The 24982-nt window shown below is 65.1% G+C and carries 24 protein-coding genes and 4 pseudogenes; 17 read left to right on the top strand and 11 right to left on the bottom strand.

Annotated features, from left to right (window positions below; translation table 11 throughout):
* Window positions 1–56 precede the first annotated feature (56 nt).
* The gene (locus ACX5I6_RS15155) at window positions 57–998 is read right to left on the bottom strand and encodes a LysR family transcriptional regulator (RefSeq protein WP_461841004.1); all 942 of its coding nucleotides are present in this window, start codon (window positions 996–998) and stop codon (window positions 57–59) included.
* Between the two features lie 120 nt (window positions 999–1118).
* Here ACX5I6_RS15155 and ACX5I6_RS15160 point away from each other — a divergent pair, with 120 nt between their 5' ends.
* The 4 genes and pseudogenes from ACX5I6_RS15160 to ACX5I6_RS15175 all read left to right on the top strand — a co-directional run bounded on the left by ACX5I6_RS15160 (window position 1119) and on the right by ACX5I6_RS15175 (window position 4681).
* A complete protein-coding gene (locus tag ACX5I6_RS15160) occupies window positions 1119–2111 on the top strand; it encodes a DUF1852 domain-containing protein (protein WP_461841005.1) in 993 nt (330 codons plus the stop codon).
* A 20-nt stretch (window positions 2112–2131) separates the two neighbouring features.
* Window positions 2132–3177, top strand: a pseudogene (locus tag ACX5I6_RS15165) (methionine synthase).
* A gap of 2 nt (window positions 3178–3179) precedes the next feature.
* A complete protein-coding gene (locus tag ACX5I6_RS15170; RefSeq protein ID WP_461841006.1) occupies window positions 3180–3752 on the top strand; it encodes a flavin reductase family protein in 573 nt (190 codons plus the stop codon).
* Window positions 3753–3964: 212 nt separating this feature from the next.
* Window positions 3965–4681 carry a YoaK family protein gene (locus tag ACX5I6_RS15175; protein WP_461841007.1) on the top strand — a complete coding sequence of 239 codons (717 nt, stop codon included), beginning with the start codon at window positions 3965–3967 and terminating at the stop codon, window positions 4679–4681.
* Between the two features lie 81 nt (window positions 4682–4762).
* Here ACX5I6_RS15175 and ACX5I6_RS15180 read toward each other — a convergent pair whose 3' ends face one another.
* From ACX5I6_RS15180 to ACX5I6_RS15190, 3 genes and pseudogenes are all read right to left on the bottom strand, one after another.
* Window positions 4763–5656, bottom strand: a complete 894-nt coding sequence (locus tag ACX5I6_RS15180; protein WP_461841008.1) for a TrmH family RNA methyltransferase — start codon at window positions 5654–5656, stop codon at window positions 4763–4765.
* Window positions 5657–5663: 7 nt separating this feature from the next.
* Window positions 5664–6449: a sulfite exporter TauE/SafE family protein gene (locus ACX5I6_RS15185; protein ID WP_018761301.1), complete on the bottom strand. Its 786-nt coding sequence runs from the start codon at window positions 6447–6449 to the stop codon at window positions 5664–5666.
* 20 nt (window positions 6450–6469) lie between these two features.
* Window positions 6470–7256, bottom strand: a pseudogene (locus ACX5I6_RS15190) (ABC transporter ATP-binding protein).
* 125 nt (window positions 7257–7381) lie between these two features.
* Between ACX5I6_RS15190 and serB the strand changes: the two are divergent.
* Complete coding sequence (gene serB, locus ACX5I6_RS15195; RefSeq protein ID WP_461841009.1) at window positions 7382–8275, top strand: phosphoserine phosphatase SerB; 894 nt, start codon at window positions 7382–7384, stop codon at window positions 8273–8275.
* Between the two features lie 72 nt (window positions 8276–8347).
* Here the strand turns inward: serB and ACX5I6_RS15200 are convergent, their stop codons facing one another.
* Entirely contained in the window at window positions 8348–9100 is a 753-nt protein-coding gene (locus tag ACX5I6_RS15200) for an SDR family oxidoreductase (protein ID WP_461841010.1), read from the bottom strand.
* Between the two features lie 140 nt (window positions 9101–9240).
* Complete coding sequence (locus ACX5I6_RS15205; protein WP_109044611.1) at window positions 9241–9966, bottom strand: beta-ketoacyl-ACP reductase; 726 nt, start codon at window positions 9964–9966, stop codon at window positions 9241–9243.
* Between the two features lie 152 nt (window positions 9967–10118).
* Here ACX5I6_RS15205 and ACX5I6_RS15210 point away from each other — a divergent pair, with 152 nt between their 5' ends.
* From ACX5I6_RS15210 to ACX5I6_RS15225, 4 genes and pseudogenes are all read left to right on the top strand, one after another.
* Window positions 10119–10547 (top strand): DUF3099 domain-containing protein, encoded by a 429-nt coding sequence (locus ACX5I6_RS15210; RefSeq protein WP_461841011.1) that lies wholly within the window; start codon window positions 10119–10121, stop codon window positions 10545–10547.
* The gene (locus ACX5I6_RS15215) at window positions 10544–10804 is read left to right on the top strand and encodes a hypothetical protein (RefSeq protein WP_461841012.1); all 261 of its coding nucleotides are present in this window, start codon (window positions 10544–10546) and stop codon (window positions 10802–10804) included. Before ACX5I6_RS15210 ends, ACX5I6_RS15215 begins: the two co-directional genes overlap by 4 nt.
* A gap of 93 nt (window positions 10805–10897) precedes the next feature.
* Window positions 10898–11679: pseudogene (locus tag ACX5I6_RS15220) on the top strand (SURF1 family cytochrome oxidase biogenesis protein).
* A gap of 2 nt (window positions 11680–11681) precedes the next feature.
* Window positions 11682–12158 carry a YbaK/EbsC family protein gene (locus ACX5I6_RS15225; protein ID WP_461841013.1) on the top strand — a complete coding sequence of 159 codons (477 nt, stop codon included), beginning with the start codon at window positions 11682–11684 and terminating at the stop codon, window positions 12156–12158.
* Here the strand turns inward: ACX5I6_RS15225 and ACX5I6_RS15230 are convergent.
* Window positions 12155–13753, bottom strand: coding sequence for an ABC-F family ATP-binding cassette domain-containing protein (locus tag ACX5I6_RS15230; protein ID WP_285246053.1), 1599 nt, complete (start codon window positions 13751–13753; stop codon window positions 12155–12157). The two genes, ACX5I6_RS15225 and ACX5I6_RS15230, sit on opposite strands and share 4 nt — an antisense overlap.
* A gap of 209 nt (window positions 13754–13962) precedes the next feature.
* On the opposite strand from ACX5I6_RS15230, the pseudogene ACX5I6_RS15235 reads away from it, so the two are divergent.
* Window positions 13963–15026, top strand: a pseudogene (locus ACX5I6_RS15235) (spore photoproduct lyase family protein).
* A 29-nt stretch (window positions 15027–15055) separates the two neighbouring features.
* Here the strand turns inward: ACX5I6_RS15235 and ACX5I6_RS15240 are convergent.
* The gene (locus ACX5I6_RS15240) at window positions 15056–16060 is read right to left on the bottom strand and encodes a DUF808 domain-containing protein (protein ID WP_285246051.1); all 1005 of its coding nucleotides are present in this window, start codon (window positions 16058–16060) and stop codon (window positions 15056–15058) included.
* Between the two features lie 97 nt (window positions 16061–16157).
* Entirely contained in the window at window positions 16158–16595 is a 438-nt protein-coding gene (locus tag ACX5I6_RS15245) for a VOC family protein (protein ID WP_285246050.1), read from the bottom strand.
* Window positions 16596–16735: 140 nt separating this feature from the next.
* Here ACX5I6_RS15245 and ACX5I6_RS15250 point away from each other — a divergent pair, with 140 nt between their 5' ends.
* The 7 genes from ACX5I6_RS15250 to ACX5I6_RS15280 all read left to right on the top strand — a co-directional run bounded on the left by ACX5I6_RS15250 (window position 16736) and on the right by ACX5I6_RS15280 (window position 22338).
* Window positions 16736–17665: a phosphotransferase family protein gene (locus tag ACX5I6_RS15250; RefSeq protein WP_461841014.1), complete on the top strand. Its 930-nt coding sequence runs from the start codon at window positions 16736–16738 to the stop codon at window positions 17663–17665.
* A gap of 77 nt (window positions 17666–17742) precedes the next feature.
* On the top strand, window positions 17743–18210 hold the full coding sequence (locus tag ACX5I6_RS15255) for a nuclear transport factor 2 family protein (protein WP_461841015.1): 468 nt from the start codon (window positions 17743–17745) through the stop codon (window positions 18208–18210).
* Window positions 18210–18776, top strand: a complete 567-nt coding sequence (locus tag ACX5I6_RS15260) for a TetR/AcrR family transcriptional regulator (protein WP_461841016.1) — start codon at window positions 18210–18212, stop codon at window positions 18774–18776. Before ACX5I6_RS15255 ends, ACX5I6_RS15260 begins: the two co-directional genes overlap by 1 nt.
* A 129-nt stretch (window positions 18777–18905) precedes the next feature.
* Window positions 18906–20162, top strand: a complete 1257-nt coding sequence (locus ACX5I6_RS15265) for a phophatidylserine decarboxylase associated domain-containing protein (RefSeq protein WP_461841017.1) — start codon at window positions 18906–18908, stop codon at window positions 20160–20162.
* 162 nt (window positions 20163–20324) lie between these two features.
* Window positions 20325–20969 (top strand): biotin transporter BioY, encoded by a 645-nt coding sequence (locus ACX5I6_RS15270; RefSeq protein WP_461841018.1) that lies wholly within the window; start codon window positions 20325–20327, stop codon window positions 20967–20969.
* Between the two features lie 11 nt (window positions 20970–20980).
* Window positions 20981–21718 carry an energy-coupling factor ABC transporter ATP-binding protein gene (locus tag ACX5I6_RS15275; RefSeq protein WP_461841019.1) on the top strand — a complete coding sequence of 246 codons (738 nt, stop codon included), beginning with the start codon at window positions 20981–20983 and terminating at the stop codon, window positions 21716–21718.
* Complete coding sequence (locus tag ACX5I6_RS15280) at window positions 21715–22338, top strand: energy-coupling factor transporter transmembrane component T family protein (RefSeq protein ID WP_461841020.1); 624 nt, start codon at window positions 21715–21717, stop codon at window positions 22336–22338. Before ACX5I6_RS15275 ends, ACX5I6_RS15280 begins: the two co-directional genes overlap by 4 nt.
* A 21-nt stretch (window positions 22339–22359) precedes the next feature.
* Here ACX5I6_RS15280 and ACX5I6_RS15285 read toward each other — a convergent pair whose 3' ends face one another.
* Both ACX5I6_RS15285 and ACX5I6_RS15290 read right to left on the bottom strand, forming a co-directional pair.
* On the bottom strand, window positions 22360–23544 hold the full coding sequence (locus ACX5I6_RS15285) for a thiolase family protein (RefSeq protein ID WP_461841021.1): 1185 nt from the start codon (window positions 23542–23544) through the stop codon (window positions 22360–22362).
* Window positions 23534–24940: a class I adenylate-forming enzyme family protein gene (locus ACX5I6_RS15290; RefSeq protein ID WP_461841022.1), complete on the bottom strand. Its 1407-nt coding sequence runs from the start codon at window positions 24938–24940 to the stop codon at window positions 23534–23536. The genes ACX5I6_RS15285 and ACX5I6_RS15290 overlap by 11 nt, the downstream gene beginning before the upstream one ends.
* Window positions 24941–24982: the final 42 nt, after the last annotated feature.

The raw sequence follows: 24982 nt of genomic DNA on the forward strand, positions 1-24982 counted from the left end.
TCGCCGGAGCCCGGCACGAATCACCCGAGGGTAAAGAATCGCCCGCTCAACTGCAGTCAGCCGAGTAGCGCCACGCCGAATTCAGCGACGACGGCCCGCAGTTCCCCGAGGTAGCGCTGCGCTTGGTCGGTGAGCGGAATCGCGGCGTGGCCAATCCAGCCGATTTCGATGCGTTCGTCAACGTCGAGCGGGATGGCGACGATCTCCGGGTCGAGCTGCCCACTGATGATTCCCGTCGAAATCGTGTAGCCGTGGAGCCCGATCATGAGGTTGAAGATCGTCGCACGGTCAGAGACCCGGATCTCCTGCTTACTGGACAAGGTGGAGAGAATCTCCTCGGCGAAGTAAAAGGAGTTGTTCGCACCTTGATCGAAGGTCAGCCGCGGCAAGCCGGCAAGGTCTTCCAGAGTCGCTCGCTCTTTTGAGGCGAGCGGGTTGTTCCGTGAAATGAAGATGTGCGGATCGGCGAGGAACAGCGGAGAGAACGCCAGCCCGGATTCGCGGAGCAGCTTGTCGATGATCTTCCGGTTGAAATCGTTCCGGTAGAGGATGCCTATCTCGCTGCGGAGCGTCCGGACGTCCTCGATGATGTCCCAAGTGCGGGACTCACGCAGCGAGAACTCGTATTCGGCCACCTCAGTGGCCTTGACCATCCGGACGAAGGCGTCCACCGCGAACGAGTAGTGCTGCGTTGACACCCCAAGCAGGCGTCGCCGCGGTGGCCTACCAAGGTAGCGCTGCTCGAGGAGAGCGAATTGCTCGACGACCTGCCTCGCGTAGCCGAGGAACTCTACCCCGTCGGCGGTGAGGGTGACCCCGCGGGCGGAGCGAACCAGGAGCGCACGGCCCACCCTGGCCTCAAGGTCCTTCATCGCGGCGGACATCGTCGGCTGCGCTACGTAGAGAAGATCGGCAGCCGCGGAGATCGACCCCTCAGCTGCAACTTCTATGAAGTAGCGCAGCTGCTGCAGGGTCAATCCGCTCGTTATCTGGGGCATAGGCAAATTCTATATGAATGCATAACAACCACTAGTTACTTGATATCCCTCGGAAGGTTGCAGCATGGATGCATCCCCTTCGGAAAGGCCGTCTCCGGCCCATCAACGGATTGGCAGCACATGGCAGACGACTTCACCTTCAGCGTTACCACGACCCGCTTCGACGAGGACTACTCCCCGTCGGAAGGATCCCGGATCACGACGAACTTCGCCAACCTGGCGCGGGGCGAACACCGCCAGGAGAACCTCCGCAACGCCTTGACCATGATTCGGCGCCGTTTCAACGATCTCGCAGACTGGGACAACCCGGACCGGGACCGCTACGCGCTCGAGCTTGAGATCGTTTCCGTGCAGATACAGTTCACCGCGGACGGCACGGATCAGCAGTTCCCGCTGTTCGAGGTTCTCGATATCCAGATCGTCGACCTGCTGAACGGGGTCCGCCATCAAGGGATCGTCGGCAACAACTTCTCCTCCTACGTCCGAGACTTCGACTTCAGCGTCGTACTGCCAGCGGCAGTCGGGGACTCAGGCAAGCCCACGGTGCCCGGGGACTTCGGCGATCTTCACGGCAAGCTGTTCCAGCACTTCCTCGATTCCCCGGTATACCGGGAGCGCTTCCCGCAGCCGCCAGTGGTGTGCATCAGCGTCTCCACAAGCAAGACGTACCGGCGAACGGAGAACCGCCACCCGGTCCTGGGCGTCGAGTTCCAGCAGGACGAGTTCTCGCTGACGGATGCGTACTTCGCAAAGATGGGGCTGCAGGTGCGCTACTTCATGCCACGCGGCAGCGTTGCGCCGCTCGCCTTCTATTTCCGCGGCGACCTGCTCAACGACTACTCCAACCTGCAGCTCATCGGCACCATCAGCACCATGGAGACGTTCCAGAAGATCTACCGCCCGGAGGTCTACAACGCGAACTCCGCCGCCGCCCACGTCTACCAGCCGAGCCTGGGCGAGCAGGATTACTCGCGGACCCAGATCGCTTACGACCGCGTCGAGCGCGGTCAGCTCGCGATCACGCAGGCGAAGTACACGGAGGAGCACTTCATCAAGCCCCACAAGGATCTGTTGGACCAGTGGACCGCCAACTACCCCGCACTCGTCAACTGACCCACGGAGAATCGTCAATCATGAACACACTTTTGCCCACCACCGTCGTCGGTAGCCTGCCGAAACCATCGTGGCTCGCACAGCCGGAGACTCTTTGGTCACCGTGGAAGCTGGAGGGAGATGCGCTGCTCGAGGGCAAACAGGATGCCCTGCGCATCGCCATCCACGAGCAGAGCCTGCGCGGCATCGACATCGTCAGCGACGGCGAGCAAACCCGCCAGCACTTCGTCACGACCTTCATCGAGAATCTCAGCGGGGTCGACTTTGAACAACGCAAGACCGTGCGCATCCGCGACCGCTACGATGCAAGCGTACCGACCGTCGTCGGACCGGTGCGCCGCGAGCGGCCCGTATTCGTCGACGACGCAAAGTTCCTCCGCGCGACCACTGACCGGCCGATCAAATGGACTCTTCCCGGTCCAATGACGATGGTGGATACGCTCTACGATGACCACTACAAGAGCCGCGAGAAGCTGGCCTGGGAGTTCGCCACGATCCTGAACCAGGAGGCGAAAGAACTCGAAGCGGCCGGCGTTGACATCATCCAGTTCGACGAGCCGGCGTTCAATGTCTTCCTCGATGAGGTCAAGGATTGGGGAGTGGCTGCGCTTGAGAGAGCCGCAGAAGGACTGGGCGCTGAGACCGCCGTGCATATCTGCTACGGCTACGGGATTAAGGCGAACAACGACTGGAAGGCGACGCTCGGCTCACAGTGGCGGCAGTACGAGGAAACGTTCCCGCTGCTGCAGAACTCCAGCATCGACATCATCTCGCTGGAATCCCAGAACTCTCACGTGCCCATGGACCTCATCGAGCTCCTCCGCGGCAAAAAAGTCATGCTCGGGGCAATCGACGTCGCAAGCGAGACCATCGAGACCCCGGAGGAGGTCGCCAACACCCTCCGCATGGCCCTCCAGTTCGTCGATGCGGACAAGCTCATCCCCAGCTCCAACTGTGGCATGGCACCGTTCCCCCGGACGTCGCACTGGCCAAGCTGAGTGCCCTCAGCGCAGGGACAAACATCATTCGCGAGGAACTCGCCCGCTCCGCCCCCAAGGTGTCATAAGGATGTTCCATGCTTACCCCACGGACACATGGCTCGAGGCTCCGAAGCAAAGCTTCCCGTCCTCCCTCTCCGCCGAGGATTTCAAAGCACTGTTCCGTGGCCATCCGGGAGGTGTCGCCGTCATCACGGCCGATGCCGGCGAAGGACCGGTGGCACTGACGGTATCTTCGGTCGTGTCAGTGAGTGCGGAACCTCCGTTGATGATCTTCTCGGTCTCGGCACTGTCCTCTGCGTCCGAAGTACTTTCCCGCGCCGAAACCGTCGTCGTGCACCTGCTGGACGCGCTCGACGTCGACTTGGCGAAGTTTGGAGCGACCCCCGGCGCCGACCGCTTTGACCAGACGCACCGCTGGTCGCCGCTTGCAACCGGCGAAGCGGTGTATGAGGATGTCCGCGCCTGGGTGCGCTGCGCCGTCATCGATCGCATGGAGGTGGGGACATCCACCATCATCGCCGTTCACGCCCTGGAGTCCCGCGTGCTGCGTGACGTCCAAGCGGGCGAACCCGGCGACGCCCTGGTCTACTACAACCGTTCGTGGCACCGTCTGGGCGAGCATCCCAAGCTTGAAGCCTGATAGACGATGACACCGTTGCCCAGTTGGGCGAGATAACGTTCACGATCCGGAACGGCAACGGCCGGGACGACCTTGCCGGCCATTCCGTGATTGCACGTCGACGCTACGATGGCGCCCCGGCCACCGGCGCAAATCCCATCTAAAACCACCAACAAGCATGTCCGAGGGGCGGTCATAGAGACCTCCCCTCACGATGAAAGATCCCTTAGACCATGACATCAGCTGTAGCCAGCTCAGGTACCAAAACCGCCTCTACCCCACAAGAAAATGCGTCGTCTCCGGAAAAGTTCCGACTGATGCTCATGATGGCCCTAACGCTCGTTACAGGTGTGGTTGACGCGGTCGGCTACCTTGGACTTGATCACGTCTTCACCGGAAATATGACCGGCAACGTGGTGATTCTTGCGATGGCGTTAGCCGGGGCGGCGAACCTGCCAACTTTGGGCCCACTGGTAGCACTTGGTGCCTTTCTCCTTGGCGCGGCGGTTGCCGGATCTACGCTCCAGTCAAGCCCGAAAGGCTGGAACCGCCGGGTGACGCTCCTTCTCACAGCGGGTTGTATCGCGTTGACGGGAACCGCCGCCATCTCTCTCATCGTGGAAGACGTCGGCCGGCAGTCCATTGGTGTCATTGTGGCCGCCGTTATCGCCATGCACATGGGCTCCCAGGCCCTGATTGCGCGGCATTTGGGCGTACGAGACATGACCACAGTGGTCATTACTTCCACCATGACTTCCCTCGCCGGAGAGTCACTTGTGGGCAAGCAACGGCCCCGGTTGCTCAACCGACGGCTGGGCGCTGTCCTCGCCATGTTCGCCGGGGCCGCCAGCGGAGTACTCCTGCTGCAAATCCATTTCAGCGTCCCGATCGGCCTCGGCATCACCATCACCGCCGCTGTGACGTTCCTCGGGAGTCGCCGCTGGCATTGATGCGGTACATCCCCCGGCGCATCAATGCCGGCTCTTCATGCTCCCGACGCCGCGGTCGGGCGGGGGCGTCACGCTCAGCCCCTACTTGGTCGCGTAGAAGGCGACCGCCGACGAGGCGGCCACGTTGAGGGAGTCGACGCCGTTCATCATCGGAATCGTCACGCGCGCGTCGAGCACCCGATCAGTCTCAGGCCTCAGCCCCTCTCCCTCCGTGCCGAAGACCAGGGCCAGGTTCGGGTGGTCCTGGGCGACCAGCTCATCGAGTGTGATGGCACCTTCGCCGAGCGACATGCCGGCGACGAAGTAGCCTGCATCCTTGAGTACCTCAAGGTCACCAGGCCACGACTCGATTCTGGTCCAGGGCACTTGGAACACAGTCCCCATCGACACCCGGATGGAGCGTCGGTAGAGCGGGTCGGCGCACTGCGGAGAGACCAGGACAGCGTCGACGCCAATGGCTGCGGCGCTGCGGAAAATCGCCCCAACGTTTGTATGGTCGGTAAGGTTCTCCAGGACCGCGATCCTTGATCGTCCCGGCATACGAGCTCGGTCAGGCTCTTGGATTTTGCGACCACTGACGTTGGTGTGGTCCACGATGTCCTCCAGCATGGCCACGCGGCGTGCACCGGCGAGGAGCTCCGGCAGGGGCACCGGGGCCGGGCGCTGCATCGCCGCCATCGCGCCGCGGTGGAGATGGAAACCGGTGATTTCCTCCAACAACGCGGCCGAGCCAATGTAGGCGGGAACGTCGGGGTAGGCCTGGAAGACGTCGTCGAGGTCCGCCATCCACTTCTCTGCCAGGAAGAATGAGCGCGGCGCATGGCCTGCCGCCAGGGCGCGGCGGAGCACCCGCGACGATTCGGCGATATACATCCCCTCGGCAGGCTCGCGGAGCTTGCGCAGGTGGACATCGGTCAGCGTGGTGTAGTCGCTTACGCGCGGGTCATCGGCGGATTCGAGGTAGTGGAAGGTCACCGGGTGATTATTTCAGCAGGTTGGCGATCATGACGCCCAGGGCCACGATGCCCAGGCTGAAGATGACCGCCCGGAGGACGCGCGGCGAGAGCTTCCGGCCCACCTTCGATCCCATCAGGCCGCCGATGGTGGAACTGACGGCAATCAGCAGCACCACCAGCCAGTTGATCCGGTCAAAAGCGAAGACCAGGTAGGAGATGGCGGCCACCATGTTCACGCCGAGGACCAGGATGTTCTTCATGGCGTTGGCGTTCTGGATGGTCCCGGTGAGGAATACGCCGAGGATTCCCACCAGCAGGATTCCTTGTGCTGCGACGAAATAGCCGCCGTACACGCCGGCCAGGTACACAAGCACCACCAGGAGGATCCCGTGGCGTTTGTCCCGTACGGCGTGCTCCGGATTGGCCTCGCGGTTGCGGACCCAGTCCTGGAGCCTGGGCTGGAACACCACCATCAGCAGCGCCAGTACCAGGAGCACGGGTGCGACGTAATGGAAGACCTGTTCGGGCAGGTGCAGCAGCAGCCAGGCCCCGGTGATCCCGCCGAGGACCGACGCCGGCAGGAGCCGGAGCACCTGGCGGCCCCGTCCTGCGAGCTCCCGGCGGTAGCCGAACGCACCGGCCGCGGTACCGGCCACGAGTCCCATGGCGTTGCTCATGGAAGCCACGACCGGAGCCACCCCCAGGGCGATGAGGACCGGGAAAGTGACCAGGGTCCCGGAGCCAACTACTGCATTGATGGTCCCGGCCCACAGGCCGGCGATGAACACAATGATGCTGCTGAAAAATTCCACAACGGTTCGGCAGGCGTGGCTTAACGGCGCGCGGTGGCGGTGTAACGGCCCGCGTTTTCGGACACGTCCAAGGGAAGGCCGAAAGTGGTGCTCAGGTGTTCTTCGGTGAGGACCTCGGTGATGGGGCCGGCGGCCACCACGCCTCCGTCCCGGAGCAGCATGGCGTGCGTGAAGCCGGGAGGCACTTCTTCGAGGTGGTGCGTGACCAGGACCATGGCCGGAGCGGCTTCGTCGCGGGCGAGCTCGCCAAGCTTGTGCACCAGTTCTTCACGTCCCCCAAGGTCCAGGCCGGCGCCCGGCTCATCCAGCAGCAGCGAGCTCGGGATCGGTCATCAGGGCGCGGGCGATCTGGACACGCTTCCGCTCCCCCTCGGACAAGGTGGCGAAGGTCCGGTTGAGCAGCGGTCCCATGCCCCAGTCGTTCAAGAGCCGGAAGGCGCGCCGTTCGTCGTCGCGCTCGTACCCTTCCCGCCAGCGTCCGGTGACGCCGTACGCCGCGGTGACCACGACGTTGAGGACGTTCTCATGCTCGGGGATCTGGGTGGCCAGGGCTGCCGATGACAGGCCAATGCGTGGCCGGAGCTCGAAGACGTCCACCCGGCCAAGGACTTCGTCAAGGATGCCTGCGGTGCCGCTGCTGGGGTGGAGCCGGGCTGCCGCAATCTGGAGGAGGGTGGTTTTGCCGGCGCCGTTCGGGCCAAGGATGACCCACCGCTCGCCTTCGTTGACCTGCCAGTCGACCTTGTCCAGCAGGGTCTTTTTACCTCGGACAACGCTGACGGAGTCCAGTTCCAGAACATCACTCATAGGAATAGACACTAGGACAAAAAAGATGATGACTGATAACCGGCGTGAAGGTCCCAGGGAACCCCCCGGAGGCGGGTGCGCAACGAATGCAGGGGACCTTGTTGCCGCTCGATAAGATTGCAGGCATGACTTCGAACGTGACTGCGGTCAGCTATGGCCAAAATTTGACCCCCAACGGGCTGGAGCAGCTGCGTTCCGTCCTTGCTGCACAGGGCGCCGAGGTGCTGTCCGAGACCGGCCTGGGCGATGACCGCTACCAGGTGTCCCTGGCCGAACTGGCCTTTCCAGACGACACGGCGGCCGGGCTCGCGTCCCTGCGGCGGGCCGTGGCGGAGGCCGCGATCGGGGGTTTTGACACCGCCCTGGTGCCGGCCGGGCTGCGCGCCGCCGCACGGAAGCTGCTCATCATGGACGTCGATTCCACCCTGATCCAGCAGGAGGTCATCGAACTCCTGGCCGCGTACGCCGGCAAGCGGGAGGAAGTTGCCGCCGTGACCGAGGCCGCCATGCGCGGCGAACTGGATTTCGCGCAGTCCCTCCACGCCCGGGTGGCTGTCCTCGCGGGGCTGCCGGCCGACGTCGTCAATTCCGTCCGCCACGAAGTGAAACTCAGCGAAGGCGCCGCCGAACTCGTTGCCGCGTTCAAGGCCTCAGGCCACGTGGTGGCTGTGGTCTCCGGTGGCTTCAACCAGATCCTCGCACCGATCGCCGCGGACCTTGGCCTGGACCACTGGCAGGCCAACGAACTGGAAATCGTGGACGGTGCGCTGACCGGCAAGGTGCTCGGCGCGGTGGTGGACCGGGCCGCGAAGGAGAAGTACCTGCGCGAGTGGGCCGCGGCGGAGGGCATTGCCCTGGAACACACCGTTGCCGTAGGCGATGGCGCCAACGACCTGGACATGCTCGGCGCCGCCGGCATCGGGGTGGCGTTCAACGCCAAGCCGGCCGTCAGGGCGGTAGCGGATGCCGCAGTGAACATGCCTTACCTGGACGCCGTCCGCTACATCGCTGGGGTCTGAGTCCCTGCAAACAACTGATGGGCTCCGCTTGGCGGAGCCCATCAGGGGTTTAAGGGGTACAACAGCGGGCGGCTACTGGACGCCCTTGCCGAAGTAGTCTGCGCCGCCGGCATACTCGGTGTGGCCGGACTCGACGTCGGCCGTTGCCATACCGGCCACAACCTGGGCGAATTCCTCCACGGAGTACAGCTTCCCGGCTTCGGCGCGGCGTGCCTCGATGGCACCTGGCGTGGAGCGGTCCAGGAGCGTGGCGGTGACGGTGCCTTCGATCATGTCCCCGGAGACCACCACGAGGGAGATGCCCTTCTCCGCGAGGTTGGGGATCAGTTCCCGGAGGGCGTCCTCACCGGCGCGCTTGCTGCGGGCAACGGGCTCGTAGGCTTTCATGGTGGGAACGGTGTTGATGAAGTGGGCCTGGTGGCTGGTGACAAACACCACGCGGGAGCCTTCCCGCATGAGGGGCACGGCGGCGTTGAGCATGTTGACCTGCGCGTCGCGGTTTAGTTTGAGCGCGTAGTCCTCCCCCATCCCCGTTTCCATGCCGCCCGAAGCGTTCAGGACCAGGATGTCCAGGGACCCGAAGTTTTCCATTGCCGCGCTGGCCAGCGCCTGCACGCCTTCCTGCGTGGTGAGGTCGGCACCGACGGCTACCGCCCGGCCGCCGTCAGCCTCGATTCCCTGCACCACTTTGTTGGCGCGGGGCGCCTTCTGGCGGTAGTTGACGACGACGGCGGCCCCTTCCGAGGCGAGGATCTTGGCTACGTCGGCGCCGATGCCCCGCGATGATCCGGTGACGATGGCCGTCTTGTTGTCCAGCAGTCCCATACGAGCTTCCTTTGTTCGAAACATCCAAATCGTTGTGGCCTGCAGTCCATCATGCCAGCGGCTGTTCCCAATGCCTTTGTCCGACCTCGACAAATAAGCGCCGCCGGCCTAGTTCGCTGCATGGCCGTGGGCAGGACCGGTCAGTGCCCCATGCCCAGGCCGCCATCCACCGGGATGACGGCCCCGGAGATGTAGGCGGCTTCGTCGCTGGCGATCCAGCGGACCACGTTGGCAACCTCTGACGCTTCGGCAAAGCGGCCCGCCGGAATGCTGGCCAGGTAGTCCTTCTGGGTTGCTTCGGGGAGTTCGGCGGTCATGTCGGTATTGATGAAACCGGGGGCCACCACGTTGGCGGTGATGCCGCGTGAACCAAGTTCGCGGGTGAGGGACCGGGCGATGCCCACCAGTCCGGCCTTGGACGCGGAGTAGTTGATCTGGCCGGGAGCGCCGTAGAGGCCGGACACCGAGGAGATCAGGACGACGCGGCCCTTGCGGAGCCGGATCATCCCTTTGGACGCGCGCTTGATGACGCGGAACGCGCCGGTGAGGTTGGTGTCGATGACGGAGGTGAAGTCGTCCTCGCTCATGCGCAGCAGCAGGGTGTCCTTGGTGATGCCGGCGTTGGCCACCAGGACTTCGACGGGGCCGTGGGCGGCTTCCACTTCCTTGAAGGCTGCGTCCACGGAAGCCTCGTCGGTCACGTCGGCCTTGACGCCGAGAATTCCCTCCGGCAGCTGCGATTCACTGCGGTAGGTGACGGCCACTTTGTCGCCGTTGGCCAGGAATGCCTGTGCGATTGCCAACCCGATACCGCGGTTTCCGCCGGTGATCAGGACGCTGCGGGCTGCGGAAACTGCTTCAGTCATAGAGGGCTCCGGTTTTCTGCGGCAGGCTGGGCCGCGGTTGCAGTGAGTGGTTTGGGCTGCCTCCGATCTTAGCGGCAGGCCCGGAACGGGTTTGGGCAGCACTGCCGATGGTGCGAGAATTGAGGGAAGCCTTTGGAGCGTGATTATTCACCGTGACCCTTGAAAACCATGCGGGACATTCCGCGCCCGGAGAACCGGGCCGGTTCTCCGGCGATACCGAGGTACACAGCATTACCGAAGCTGCTGGAGCGCACTCGGAGGATATGCGTCAGCGGATGATCAAGTACGCCTTGGCAATGGGCATCCGCATGGTCTGCCTGGTCATGATTTTCGTGGTGGACGGCTGGTTCAAGATCATTGCGGTGGCCGGCGCGGTGTTCCTGCCCTGGGTGGCGGTGGTCATAGCCAACGGCAATGACAAAGCCGAAGGGCACAGCGACCTGCTGATCGATTCCGCGCCCCTGGCGGAGCTCGAGAGCCCGGTTCCCCCGGCCGGGGACGAAGAAGCAGGGAGCGCGGTGCTCCAGGGCGAACTGGTAACAGACGACGAGGAACTGGGAGAGGAGCGGCAGGCGCCATGAGCCTTTTCGATTTCGCAGCAGGATCGGACATGGCATCGGAGGCGGCGGCGCTCTGCTCGCGGAAGGCCTGCAGGTCCGAAGCGTCCTGGCAACTCCTCTGGAACAACCCCAAGATCCACGCTCCCGAGCGGCGGAAGACCTGGCTGGCCTGCGCCGAGCACCGGGAATGGCTTGAGGACTACCTCCAAACGCGGGGACTCTGGAGGGAAACCCTTCCCCTGCAGGCAGACCTTGGCCCCCTGGAGCAGGACATCTGAATGTACCGCTTCCTCTTCTCCAGCAAGTGGCTGGGCTACCTCCTGCTGGCCGCCATCTTTGCCACGGCGTGCGTCTTCCTGGGCCGCTGGCAAATGGACCGCCGCGCTGAAACCCTGGCCGAAATCAACCGGGTCGTCAACAACTATTCGGCAACGCCCATCCCGTTCTCCCAGGCGAAGGACCAGTTCGCGCAGCTGGACCCGGCCAAGGAATGGACCCAGGTTGAGCTCAAGGGAACCTACGATGCTGCCGGCCAGCGCGTGGTGAGGAACCGGCCCCTCAACGGCCAACCGGGCTACGAGGTTGTTGTCCCGTTCCGGCTGGACAGCGGCGAAACCGTCGTGATCGACCGGGGTTGGCTGCCCATCGGAAACAAGAATCCCGGAAGCCCGGATTCGGTGCCCGCGCCCCGGCCGGTGAGGTGACCGCCGTCGTGCGCTTGAAGCACGGCGAACCCGAACTGCAGCGGGGAGCCCCCACCGGACAGCTGGCGTCCATCGACCTGCAAACCTATGCGGCCCAGCTGGGCTATCCGGTGTTCACGGGGGCGTACGGCCAGCTGGCCTCGGAAACCCCGGCCGTTGCCGATATGCCTGTGGCCTTCCCCAAACCGTCAACTGACGAGGGGACGCACCTGTCCTACTCCCTGCAGTGGTTCGCGTTCGGCGTGCTCATGTTCGTCGGCTTCGGCTATGCCGCGCGGCAGCAGGCGCGCAACGCCGCGATAGACGCCGAGGATGAGGAGGCGCCCGCCGACGGGGCCGTCCACTCCGCCGTCCCGGCCGCCCGCCGTCGGCCGGCACCAGCGCGCAAGCGCTCCAAGGCGACGGCCGAGGAAGAAGAAGACGCCCTCCTGGACGCGCAGGGGTTCTAGGAATGAGCGGGTACGACGCCGGCCCGGTCGCCTTGGTGCGCTCGGCACTGCTCGAAGCAGGGTTACCGGATACGGTGCGGACTTTTGCTGCCGGCGTCCCCACCGCCCTGGCAGCGGCGGAAGCACTGGGATGCGACGTTGCGGCCGTTACCAACAGCCTGGTCTTTGAGCTGGACGGCCGGCCGCTGCTGATCCTCGCCAGCGGCGCGGCGCGGGTGGACACGAAGCTGGTGTCCGGGCAGCTGGGCCACGGCAGGATCCGCCGGGCCTCCCCCGACTTTGTCCTGGAGCACACGGGCCAGCAGGTGGGCGGCGTGGCACCGGTGGGCCACCCCGCGCCCATCCGGACCCTCCTGGATACCAGCCTGCGGGAACACGAAGTGCTCTGGGCCGGAGCAGGCGACCATAACTCCATGTTCAGCATCACCTACCAGCAGCTGCTCCGCATGACCGCGGCCCGGGAGCTGACCGTCCGCTAGGCCAGGGTGATCAGGTCCAGGTAATCCTCGTTCCAGAGGTCCTCCACACCGTCAGGAAGCATGACGACGCGTTCGGGGTTGAGGGCCTCCACCGCGCCCTCGTCGTGGCTGACCAGGACGACGGCGCCGGTGTAGTTCCGCAGGGCGCCCAGGATTTCGGCGCGGCTGGCGGGGTCCAGGTTGTTGGTGGGCTCATCGAGGAGCAGGACGTTGGCGCTGGAAGCCACGATGGTGGCCAGGGCCAGGCGGGTCTTCTCACCGCCGGAGAGAACGCCGGCGGGCTTGTCGACGTCGTCTCCCGAGAACAGGAACGAGCCCAGGATGCCGCGGACCTCCGCGTCCTTCATGTCCGGCGCGGAGGAACGCATGTTCTCAAGCACGGTGCGGTCGTGGTCCAGGGTTTCGTGTTCCTGGGCGTAGTAGCCCACCTTGAGCCCGTGGCCCGGGATGACCTCGCCGGTGTCCGGCGCATCCACGCCGGCGAGCATGCGCAGCAGGGTGGTCTTGCCGGCGCCGTTAAGACCCAGGATGACCACCTTGGAGCCGCGGTCGATCGCCAGGTCCACGTCGGTGAAGATTTCCAGCGAACCGTAGGATTTGCTGAGCCCGTCCGCGGTGAGGGGGGTCTTGCCGCAGGGCGACGGATCGGGGAAACGCAACGCTGCCACGCGGTCCTGCTCGCGAACCGCTTCCAAGCCGCTGAGCAGCCGTTCGGCACGCTTTGCCATGTTCTGCGCGGCGACGGCCTTGGTGGCCTTGGCCCGCATCTTGTTGGCCTGGTCCATGAGGACCTGGGCCTTCTTTTCGGCGTTGGCGCGTTCACGCTTGCGGGCGCGCTCATCCGTTTCGCGCTGCTGCAGGTAGCGCTTCCAGTCCATGTTGTAGAAGTCGATCTGGGCGCGGTTGGCGTCCAGCAGGAACACCTTGTTGACGGTGGCTTCCAGCAGGTCCGTGTCGTGGCTGATGACGATCAGGCCGCCTTGGTGGTTCTTCAGGAAGTCACGCAGCCAGGCGATGGAGTCGGCGTCGAGGTGGTTGGTGGGCTCGTCCAGGAGCATCGTCTCGGCGTCGGAGTACAGGATGCGGGCCAGCTCCACGCGGCGCCGCTGTCCGCCTGAGAGCGTCTTCAGCGGCTGGTTCAGCAAGCGGTCAGGGAGGGCCAGGTTGGAACAGATCGACGCCGCTTCAGCCTCGGCCGCGTAGCCGCCCGCGGCCAGGAACTCCGATTCCAGCCGGTCGTAGCGGTTCATGGCCTTCCGCTGGATATCGGCGTCCTCGCTGGCCATCTCATCGTGCGCCTTGCGGAGTTTGCCGACGACGATATCGAGGCCACGCGCAGAGAGGATCCGGTCCCGGGCCAGCTGTTCCATGTCAGGGGTCCGCGGATCCTGGGGAAGGTAGCCGATTTCGCCGCTCCGGGTGACCTTGCCGGCAGCCGGAAGACCCTCCCCCGCAAGGACGCGGGTCAACGTGGTCTTGCCGGCCCCGTTCCGGCCCACCAGGCCGATCTTGTCCCCTTTGTCGATGCGGAAGCTCACCTGGTCCATGAGGAGCCGGGCGCCGGCACGCAGTTCAAGATCCTGGACAGTAATCACAGCAGGTAAGGCCTTTCACAAACAGGGATAAGCCGCGGCCCGGAGCGTCTGTGGTTGGGCGGGGCGGTAAACGGCCGGAGAACGGCACAGTCCAGTCTACCGTCCAGCGGGCCGCCGCAATTTCAACGTCAGGGCTCCTGGACTTTCGGCGGGGGCACCGGCTGTGGCGTGCGGATGCCGGCTTCCCGCTCCAATGGACAATGGGGTGCATGGAATTTGACCGTCTCCTCCAGGTCCGGCGCATCTACGCGCAGCCTGAAGCTTTGGAGCTGCCCCGTGGCCAGGAGATCGTGGCGCGCTGGCCGGATGCCGACGTCGTGCTGGTGGAGAACCACTGGAACATTCCGGACGTGCACGGTGACGAAACGAACGTCCCGCGCTGGTCGCGGATCAAGACGGAGGCGCTGGTCCTCGGCGTGAAGAAGTCGCTGGCCGTCAAGCCCAACGGGCGTTCGGCGGACTTCATCGCTCCGTCTACCGCCAACGGGTGCGCCATGGCGTGCGCCTACTGCTACGTTCCCCGCCACAAGGGCTACAGCAACCCGGTCACCGTGTTCGCGAACATCGGGCAGATCGCCGGAGCCATCGAACGGCACGCCACCCGCCAGGGGATAAAACTGGAGCCCAACCAGTGCGACCAGGAGCTCTGGGTTTACGACATCGGTGAAAACAGCGACTGCTCGGTGGATGCCCTGATCAGCGACAACGTGGAAGAACTGGTCGCGTTGTTCCGCGAACTGCCTAACGCCAAGCTGTCCTTCGCCACGAAATTCGTCAACCCCGCGATGCTCGCATGGGACCATGGCGGCCATACCAGGATCCGCTTTTCATTGATGCCCGCGGACCTGGCGAAGTCCATCGACGTCCGCACATCGCCGGTGGCCGAAAGGATGGCCGCCATCAACGACTTTGTTGCAGCCGGTTACGAAGTACACGTGAATTTTCCCCGGTCATCATCACGGATACCTGGCTTGCCGACTGGGAACAACTGCTGCGCCAACTCAACGCAACCCTGACCCCCGAAGCCAAAGCCCAGCTGGCGGCGGAGGTCATCTTCCTCACCCACAATGAGCAGCTGCACAACGTCAACCTGGGCTGGCACCCGCAGGCAGAGGAAGTGCTGTGGCGTCCCGGCCTGCAGGAAGCCAAAGTCTCATTGAACGGCTTCAGCAACGTCAGGTACCGCGCGCGGGCAAAGACAGGTTACGTGCGGCAGCTCTCGACGCTCATGGCCGACATAGCGCCCTACTGCCGGATCCGCTACGCGTTCTAGCGGAGGCCGTCGTTTGCCGCGCGGAGGCGTCAGCCCTGGTGATTCTCCGGCAGCCGGCTGCCGGCCGTGTCATGACCGTCCTTGGCTTCTTTCGCCTTGCCAAACGGCAGCACTTTCATCAGCGGGCCCACGACGGCCAGGACCACCAGGCCCCAGGCAAGTCCCAGCACCGCCGAGCACAAAGTGTTCACGAGCCACGCGAGGAGGCCACCGACGGCGGGAACGGATGCCACCGGGTGCTCCAGGGCGTGGACAAGGTCGTAGGGGGCGTGCCAGCCGAGATCGTGGGCCCCCTGCAGCATGATGTGTCCGCCGACCCACAGCATGGCAATCGTGCCGACGAAGGTGATGGCCGCCAGGACCCCCGGCATTCCCCTGACGAGCAGTTCACCGATGCGCTTGGAACGTGCCGAGTCCTTGGCCATCAGGTGCAGCCCGATATCGTCCATTTTGACGATGAGGGCCACCGCACCGTAAACCAGCACTGTGATGGCAAACGCCACCAGCACCAGAATGAACGCCCGGACCCAAATGGATTCCGTTGCCACCTCATTCATGGAGATGACCATGATTTCGCAGGACAGGATGAAGTCGGTGGTGATGGCGCCCTTGACCACTTTTGCCTCGGCATCGTGCCCGCGCTCCACGGCCGGAGCTTCCCCGGCGTCGTGATGGCCGCCGCGGAACTTGTGCCAGACCTTCTCCGCTCCCTCATAGCAGAGGTAGGTACCGCCAAGCATGAGGATGAACGGGATGATCCCGGGAACGAACGCGCTGACGAGCAGGAGGGCCGGGAGGATGATCAGGAGCTTGTTGCGAATGGAGCCCCAGAAAATCTTCTTGATCATTGGCAGTTCGCGGGCGGGATCCGCACCGGAGACGTACTGCGGGGTGACGGCGGCGTCGTCGATGACCACTCCCGCGGCCTTGGCCCCTGCCTTTGCGGCGCCGGCCGCGACATCGTCCACAGAGGCCGCCGCGATCCGGGCCAGCGCTGCCACGTCATCGAGCAGGGCGACGAGGCCGCCGCTCACAGCCGGCCTCCGCGCAGCGGGTTATCGGAGCAGTGGGGATTTGGGGCAGGGTGCGTGATGGGCATGTTCGGAGTATATTGCAGGCCGCCCCGCGTCCTCAGCCCTTCTGGAGTGCCTCGGCGAACATCACAATGATGCCGCTGGGGCCACGCACGTAGGAGAGTTTGTAGACGTCGCCATACGTTGCGACGCCGCGCAGCGGGTGGCAGCCGTGCCTGGCCGCAATGGCCAGGGCATCATCAATGCTGTCGACGGAGAAGGCCACACGATGCATGCCGATCTCGTTGGGCAGGGTGGGCTCGGTGGGAATTGCATCGGGGTGGATGTATTCGAACAGTTCGAGGCGGCCGTTGCCGTCCGGCGTTTGGAGGAGGGCTATTTTGGCGTGGTTGCCGTCCAGGCCCACAGCCGTGTCTGCCCAGTCGCCGCTGACCGTGTCCCGGCCCAGGACGGTTAGGCCGAGGTCGGTGAAGAACGCGATTGTTGCTTCCAGATCGCCGACGGCGATGCCGACGTTTTCAAGTTTGATGGGCATACGGCACAGGGTACCAAGCCGGCGGCTCCGGCTAAGGTCTGATTTTGCCGGTGGCCTGCTGCGGGTTCCACCGGTGTCCGGCCGGCTGTTGTTCGCGGGCCGCCGGACCGGGAGGAACTGCCAGTTCCTAGAATGAGTGGGTGAACCTTTCGCATCTCGGCGCCCCGATCGGGCCGATGATCCGCGTCCACGGCGGCTATGCCAACCGGATGTACCGACTCGACACCGACCGGGGATCGTTCGCGGTGAAGGAGTTGAACCTCGCTGACCGACGGCAGCCCTATCGGGTCGAGGATGTGTTCAGGTTTGAGCTGGCAGCCTTCGCTGCCGGCATTCCCATGCCGGAGCCGATCTCGGCCGGCCACTCCACGCTCGTCCACCGGTGGGTCGACGGCGAGAAGGTGCCCGAAGCGCCGGTGTCGGCGGCGTTCGCGTTTGAGGTCGGCGGGATCCTGGCGCGCATCCACGCACTCGACGTCGCCTTTTCACGGGTGCCGGTCGAGGACCCGGCATCGCGGGACTGGTCCGAGCTCGCAGCACGGGCGTCGGCCACCGGACAACCGTGGGCCGACGAGCTCGCTTCTCGCGCCGGGACGTTCCTCGCGATCGCCCGTTTCGTCGACACCTGCGAACGGCCGGGCCCCGTCGTACTGACCCACCGGGACATCCAACCATGGAACCTCCTCGCACGGGAGGGCCGGCCGGTGGTGCTCGATTGGGAGCTCTCGGGGATGCTCGATCTGTCCGGTGAGCTCGGCTCGACCGCGCTGGGCCTCGCTAAGGGACCCGGCTTCGACGACATCAAGCCCGCCATTTTCCGCTCGGTTCTCGACGGCTATGTTGCCGGCGGCGGCGCGCTGCCGGCGCCAGGTCCGAGCTGGTTTGTTTACCTGATCGGCGGTTGGCTGGGGCACACGAGATGGAACATCCTCCGGTGCCTCGCCGGCGTCGAGGCTGGCACCGGTCCTGACCTCGCGCTGTCGCACGAGGCGGTGCGCAACGGGCTGCGAGGCCTCCCTGACCTGTTCGGCCGGCTTCCGGAAGCTCGAGGCGCTGCTGTTGTGAGTTGACGGCGATTGCCCACATTCTGTACCGTCTAGTACAACTTGTACTAAACGGTACAACTAAAGTCATGAAGGAGCCCATCATGTCTCGTCCCCCCTTCCCTCCCTACACAGAAGAGTCCGCCGTGCAGAAGGTCCGTGCCGCCGAGGATGGCTGGAACAGCAGGGACCCCGAGCGCATTTCCCTCGCGTACAGCAAGGACAGCTGGTGGCGCAATCGCTCGACGTTCGTTCAGGGTCGCGCCGCCATCATCGAGTTCCTCTCCGACAAATGGGAGCGCGAGCTCGACTACCGGCTCATCAAAGAGCTGTGGGCCTACACCGACGACGTCATCGCAGTCCGCTTCGCCTACGAGTACCATGACTCCACGGGCCAGTGGTTCCGCGCTTACGGCAACGAGAACTGGCACTTCGACAAGGAAGGACTTATGACGCACCGTCACGCGAGCATTAACGACCTCGCCATTGACGAGTCAGAGCGTAAGTTCTTCTGGGATACCGCAGGCCCCCGGCCGGCAGATCACCCTGGCCTTAGCGAACTCGGACTCTAATGCCACGCACCCTTCTTGAACGCCCGGACGCCGTTCGCGCCCTCGCCGGTGTTTTCCGCCGGCGGGGGTTTGAGGGCAGCTCCCTGTCTGTCATCCAGCAGGAGGCCGGGATCGGTCGCGGCAGCTTGTACCATTTCTTCCCTGATGGCAAGACGGACATGGCCAGGGCGGTACTTGACCAGGTGAAGGACTGGTTCGAGGATGAGGTTTTCGCGCCCCTTCGTTCCGCGGCTGACGCCGCTGAAGCGGTCTCCGCGATGACAAAGGCGGTCGCTAACTACTTCATCTCCCGCGAGAATGTCTGCCTGTTCGCCGCCATGACGCTCGGTGAGGAGAAGGCGACGTTCGCCGGCGAGGTCAAGACATACTTTGCGGACTGGGTGGACGCATTGGCCGCGCTCCTTCAGAGCGGCGGGCTCACTCCCGGGGACGCTCGTGAGAACGCGCTCGATGCCGTTGCCGTGATCCAGGGCGGACTCATCCTTACCCGCGCCTACGGCGACGAGACTACGTTCCTTGGGGTCATGGAACGCGTCGAGGGTCGCTTACTCGCCCAGCTTAGCTGACCCCTGGACTCGCAGCCCGACCTCAATTCTCGGGGAGCCATGGCGTCCGGTAAGCGATCAGCTTACGGACACCTGCTCGAAGGGACGGGGCTCGCAATTTTCACAACCTACGGGAGTAGGCTCTGCGATATGACCCCTGAAACTGCATCTGAAGGTATTCGGCGTCCTGGGGGCTGGCTGCCCGGACAGGACGAACTCGAGGACTGGATTGCCGGCCACCGGGAACGAGTAGAAGCGCGCGGGGAAGACGTGCCCCTCCACCCGGTGATCGTCGAATTCCAGGAACTGATCGCCAGCGATCCGGTGGTCCGCCTCTATATGACCGAAATGATTGAACAGGTTCCGAAATCCAAGCCGTACCGCAAACGGCACCTCACAAGCGTCGACCAGATGCTGAGGCTCATCAACGAGGTCCTGACAATGGCCCCCGAGTTCAGCGAGGGCGGCATGGTCACCACCCCACTGACGGCAATCCTGGATTGGACCATGGGAACCGAGGCCGGCTTTGCCGCGCACCGCGACCCCAGGATCGTCGCCATGTTCCGGAAGGTCCTTGATGCTTGGTGTGTGTTCCTCACCAGTCCGGACTCGCTGTACGTGCTGAACGACTCACCCTCCGGGTGGATGTCAGAGAAGGCCCAGCGCGCCGTTGGCATACAGGACTACGAACATGATCCCCTCGCAGACCACTGGGGCTTCACGTCGTGGAACGACTTCTTTTCCCGCCGCCTCACCTCAACGTCGAGACCCGTTGCGGCCCCGGACGACAGCAAGGTCATCGTCAGCGCCTGCGAATCCACCCCGTACAAGATCAGCTCCGACGTTCAACGCCAAGGGCGGTTCTGGGTGAAGAACCAGCCTTACTCTCTCGATGACCTGCTTGCCCGGGACGAAGCGGTAGATCAGTTCGTCGGCGGAACGGTCTACCAGGCGTTCCTTAGCGCCCTGAACTACCACCGTTGGCATGCGCCGGTTGCCGGGACGATCGTACGGTCTTATTTGAAGGACGGCACCTACTTCTCTGAAGCGGAGTCGGAAGGCGCAGATGCTGTCGACTCGAGATTCTCGCAGTCCTACCTTGCCCACGTGGCGGCACGGGCCATCATCCTGATCGAGGCCGACGACCCAGCCATCGGCCTGATGGCCTTCGTCCCCGTGGGCATGATCGAAGTGTCCTCCTGCGTCATCGGCAAGGACATCGTGCCGGGGCACCACGTGGATAAAGGCGATGAACTGGGGTACTTCCAGTTCGGCGGCTCAACCGAGTGCCTCATCTTCCGGCCCGGCGTCATTGACCAGTTCGCGCTGGAGGCCATACCCCAACCGCAGGATCCCAACGCACCCCTCGTCCGGGTACGGTCGAAAATAGCCACCGCAAAACCCTGAAGGCCCAAGTGGACCGGAGAAGGCTTCTTGAGGGGACAATTGTGCCCAGCCCAACGCAGCCCGCATCCGGCTTAGTAGACCCCCTACAAAATGGGCACCGTTCCACCCCGGTAACGTCGGCGGTACATTAGATTCCGCTTGTACAACCCCGACAGGACCGCCATGAGCAACACCCGCACCACCACACCGAACAGCCAACCGACAGGGCGCCGCCGCTGGAACGGCACCGACCTGGGGCTGATTGCCGTCTTCGCCGCCCTCGTCGCCGGCGCAGCACTCGTGCCGGGGCTTGCCCTGAACGGTTTCGGCGTCCCCATTACCTTCCAGACGCTGGCCGTGATGCTTACGGGCCTGGTCCTGGGGCCGGCCCGCGGACTTGCCGCCGTCGGGCTCTACACCCTCCTGGGGCTCGCCGGCCTGCCCATCTTCAGCCAGGGCCGCAGCGGCCTGGGCATCCTTGCCGGTCCCTCAGCCGGCTACATCATCGCTTTTCCCATCGCCGCCGGCGTGGTGGGCTGGCTGGCCGCCATCATCATCAAACGCACCAGCAAGGCCCGCGCCCTCTGGTTCTTCCTCGCCGCCACGGCCACCAGCGTTGTGGTGGTCCACACCCTGGGCATCCTGGGCATCGCCCTGAACTCCAAGGCAACCCTGGAACAGGCCTTCCTGGGCGACCTTGTCTTCTACCCCGGCGACGTCATCAAGAACATCCTTGCGGCGGCCATCGCCGTCGCGCTGCACCGCGCCTTCCCCGATGTCCTGGTCCGCCGGGTGCGGCGGCAGGCCGCCACCCCTGCAACGGCGTAGGACTGCAAGCCATGCCCACCGTGACTTTCGACCAGGTAACCGTTTCGGTCGAACAAGAGGAATCCCCGCAACCCAAGGTCCTCCTTGATGACGTTAACCTCCGGCTGGACGAACCACGCGTGGGCGTCATTGGCGCCAACGGCTCCGGCAAGTCCACGCTGCTGCGGCTGGTCAACGGGCTGGTCCAGCCCACCACGGGCACGGTGGCGGTCGACGGCGACGACACAGCACGTGCCGTGCGCAAAGTCAGGCGGAACGTCGGTTTTGTCTTCACCGACCCGCTCTCCCAACTGGTCATGCCCACCGGGCGGGAAGACGTGGAGCTGTCGCTGCGCCGCTCGGTGAAGAACGGAGCCGAGCGGCGCAGCCGGGCCGAGGCTGCCCTGGCGCGGCTCGGCCTCCTGCCGCTGGCAGACCAAAGCATCTACGAACTCTCCGGCGGCGAACGGCAGCTGATGGCCCTCGCCGCCGTCCTCGCCGTCGACCCCAAGGTCCTGGTCCTGGACGAACCGTCAACGCTGCTGGACCTGCGCAACCGCGAGCTGCTCCGGAGGACCCTTGCGGGCCTGGACCAGCAGATCATCATGTCCACCCACGACCTGGACCTGGCCCTGGAAATGGACCGGGTGCTGGTCATCGAACAGGGGCGTGTGGCCTTCGATGGCGCCCCGGCCGACGCTGTGGCGGCTTACCGCTCCTGGTGCCTGGACGGGCTGGACAGGATCAACACCGCGACGGACACGCCATGAGGGGCCACGGATTCCTCCTGGCCAATTATGTGCCGGGGACCTCGTACCTCCACCGGTCACCGCTGGCGCTGAAGTTCTTGCTCGTGGTTGGCTGCGGCCTGGCATCCTTCGTCATCGTGGACTGGGCCGCCTCTGCTGCGGTCCTGGCAGTTCTGTGTGGACTCTTCCTGTTGGCAGGCGCCGGGGGGAAGAGGCTATGGGGTGCTGTCCGGCCACTGGTCCCCGTGCTCCTGGTAGTGGGGCTCTTCCAAGGGTGGCAGCTGGGTGCACCCACCGGCGCACGGATTGTCCTGAACATCCTGGTGTGCGTCGTTGCTGCGTCCCTGCTCACCGCCACCACTCCTGTGCAGCGGCTGCTCGACGGCGTCGTCCGGCTGGCACGGCCCTTCGAAAGGTTCGGCGCCGACCCTGAGCGTTTCGCCCTGACCATCGGCATCATGCTCCGCAGCATCCCGTACATCGCGGGAACATTCGCTGACGTGCGGGACTCCGCGCGGGCCAGGGGCCTGGAACGCAATCCGCGGGCCCTGGTCCTGCCGGTGTTCATCACCTCCGTGGCCTACGCACGGCAAACGGGGGAAGCGCTCGCCGCCCGCGGCCTGGGCGAGGCCGAGGACTGACGGGGCACGCTAAAACCCGGCTCAGCAGCCCAGGCGCCGGTACTCCAGGAGCGCGGCCGTTCCCATGCCGCCCGCCATGCTGATCATCGCCATCGCCAGGGTGCCGTCGACGTCCGTCTTCCGTGCCTGCGCGAACAGCCGGGTCACCAGGACCGCCCCCGAGGCCCCGTAGGCGTGCCCCAGGGCCAAAGCACCGCCATCCAGGTTCACCCCCGCCGGGTCGATCCCCAGCTCATCGAGGCATGCGAGCGTTTGCGAGGCGAACGCTTCGTTGAATTCCACGAGGTCCAGGTCCCCGGCCGCGACACCGGCCCCGGCCAGCACATGCCGGGCCGCGCTCGCGGCACCGATCCCCAGAACCCCCGGAGCAACCCCGGCGGTGTGGGTACCGCGCACCAGCAGCGCGTCACGGGCGCCCAGTTCGCGTGCACGCTGCAGCGAGGTCATCACGACGGCGGACGCTGCGTCCGCGTCGAAGCAGGAGTTCCCGGCGGTGACGGTGCCCCCGGCGACGAAGGTGGCAGGGAACCGCGCCATGATTGCCGGGGTGAGGCCCGCCCGCGGTCCGTCATCGGTGGCGACGGCGCCTCCCGGGGTGGACAGTGCCACGATTTCGCCCTCAAAGGTCCCGTCGCGCCCTGCTGCAAGGGCTTTCCGGTGGCTGGCCAGCGCAAAGGCATCCTGCCGGTCGCGGCCGACACCGTATTCCTGCGCCACCGTCTCGGCGGCCACGCCCATGTCCGGATCGCCGAAGCTGTGCGGCACAAACTGGGCGCGATGGTAGAACTCCGGACCGCCGTCGTCGTTCCGGTGCGCACGCAACGGCGCCGTGCTGGTGCTTTCCACTCCGCCGGCAAGGTACACCTGGTTGCCGCCGCCGGCCACCAGCCGAGCGGCGAGGACAATGGCGTCCAGGCCCGAACCGCACTGCCGGTCCACGGTGAGCCCCGGAACGGTGACCGGCAGCCCGGCTTCCAGCAGGGCAAGTCGGGCCACGTTTCCGCCGCCCCCCACGGCGTTGCCGATCACCACGTCGTCAACGGAGGAGGGCTCCAGGGCGGCCTGGACGACCAGCTCCCGCAAGACCGGTGCCAGGAGTTCATGGGCGCGCAGGGCCCGCAAAGGCCCGTTGATCCGGCAGACCGGTGTCCGGAGGGCGGCGATGATGACCGGTTGCCGTTCCGCCGGGAGATCCTCAGCCACCAAGGCTGCGCACCCGCGGGTCCCTGGCGTTGATCCATTCCAGCAGCAGGTTTCGGCTGACCTTGCCCCGGTCCGTGGTGGGGAGTTCGGGCAGGAGGTAGTACTGCAGCGGCCGTTTGTCCCTGGCCAGGATCTCCTCCAACCCGGTCCGCAGCTGGGTGGCGGTGATTCCGCCCTGGGACGGGACCACCCCGGCCACCACGCGCTGGCCGCGCAGGTCGTCCGGCATGCCGGCAGCCACCGCTGCGGCCACCCCTGGAACAGCGGCCAACGCCAGTTCAACCTCGTGCGGGTAGACGTTCCGCCCGGCGGTGAGGATCATGTCCGCACGCCGGCCCAGGATGTGCAGCTCCCCGTCCGCCAGATAGCCCTGGTCCCCCACCGTGAACCAGCTCCCGAACGAGCGCAGGGCCTCGCCGTCGTCTCCCCACAAGTAGCCGTTGCTGACCATGCCGCTGCGCACGCAGATATTGCCGTAACTGCCTTCCGCCACAACGGTGCCGGCATCATCCCTGATGCTGACCTCGACGCCTGGAAAAGGCCGGCCAATGCCGGTCCCGCCCGGAGTTCCGGCCTGCCCGGCTGCCAGTCCGAGTCCGGAGACGAAACTGAGCTCGGACGCGCCGTAGTACTCGTAAATCGTGGCGTTGGGCGCCCAGCGCCGGGCGGCTTCAAGGGTCCTGGCATCGAGTTTGGAACCGGCACAGATGATGGTCCGGATCCCCGATGCGTCAACGCATCCGGTCATGCCGCGTTCACTGAGCATCCGCAGCATGGTGGGCACCAGCACCAGCCGGGTAACCCGGTCGTGCGTAATGGCCGCGTGGACGTCGCCGACGTCGAACGACTCCAACGTCTGGAACTCGGAGCCGGCATAAAGGCATTCGGCCAGGGCATACAGGTTCAGGCTGGCCGCCAGCGGGCCGGGAGCGAGGGTCACATCATCCTGGCGCAAGCCGAAGAACTCGATGGACGCGTCAAAGGACTGCTGCCAGGACTGCCTGGACCGGGTAAAAGCCTTGGGGACTGAAGTAGTTCCCGAGGTCAGGCCAATGAGGAATCCGGTGTCCGGCGGCCCGTCGGCCAGGGCGTCGTCCGGCTCCACCTGGGCCGGAACCGCGCACGCCTCAACCCGGCGGACAATGTCATCCTGCAGGGCAGCGGGCCAGGAAGGATCGAGGACCGCGCACTGCCGGTTGCCCGCGACCGCCGCCGCGAACCTCACCGCGAAATTCACGGAATTGGCCTCGCAGAGGGTGGTCACCGACTTTGTCTCCGCCACCAGCGCTGCGGCAGCGTCCCGCAGCTCCGCCCAGTCCAGCCGGCGCCCGGCGACCACGACGGCGGTGTGGTGCGGCCGCTGCTCCGCCCAGTGCTGGATCTTGTTCAGGAAAGGCACGGACCAACTTTACCGGCAGGCACGGATTGAGCCTCCGGGCCG

Source organism: Arthrobacter sp. MMS24-T111 (assembly GCF_054888995.1).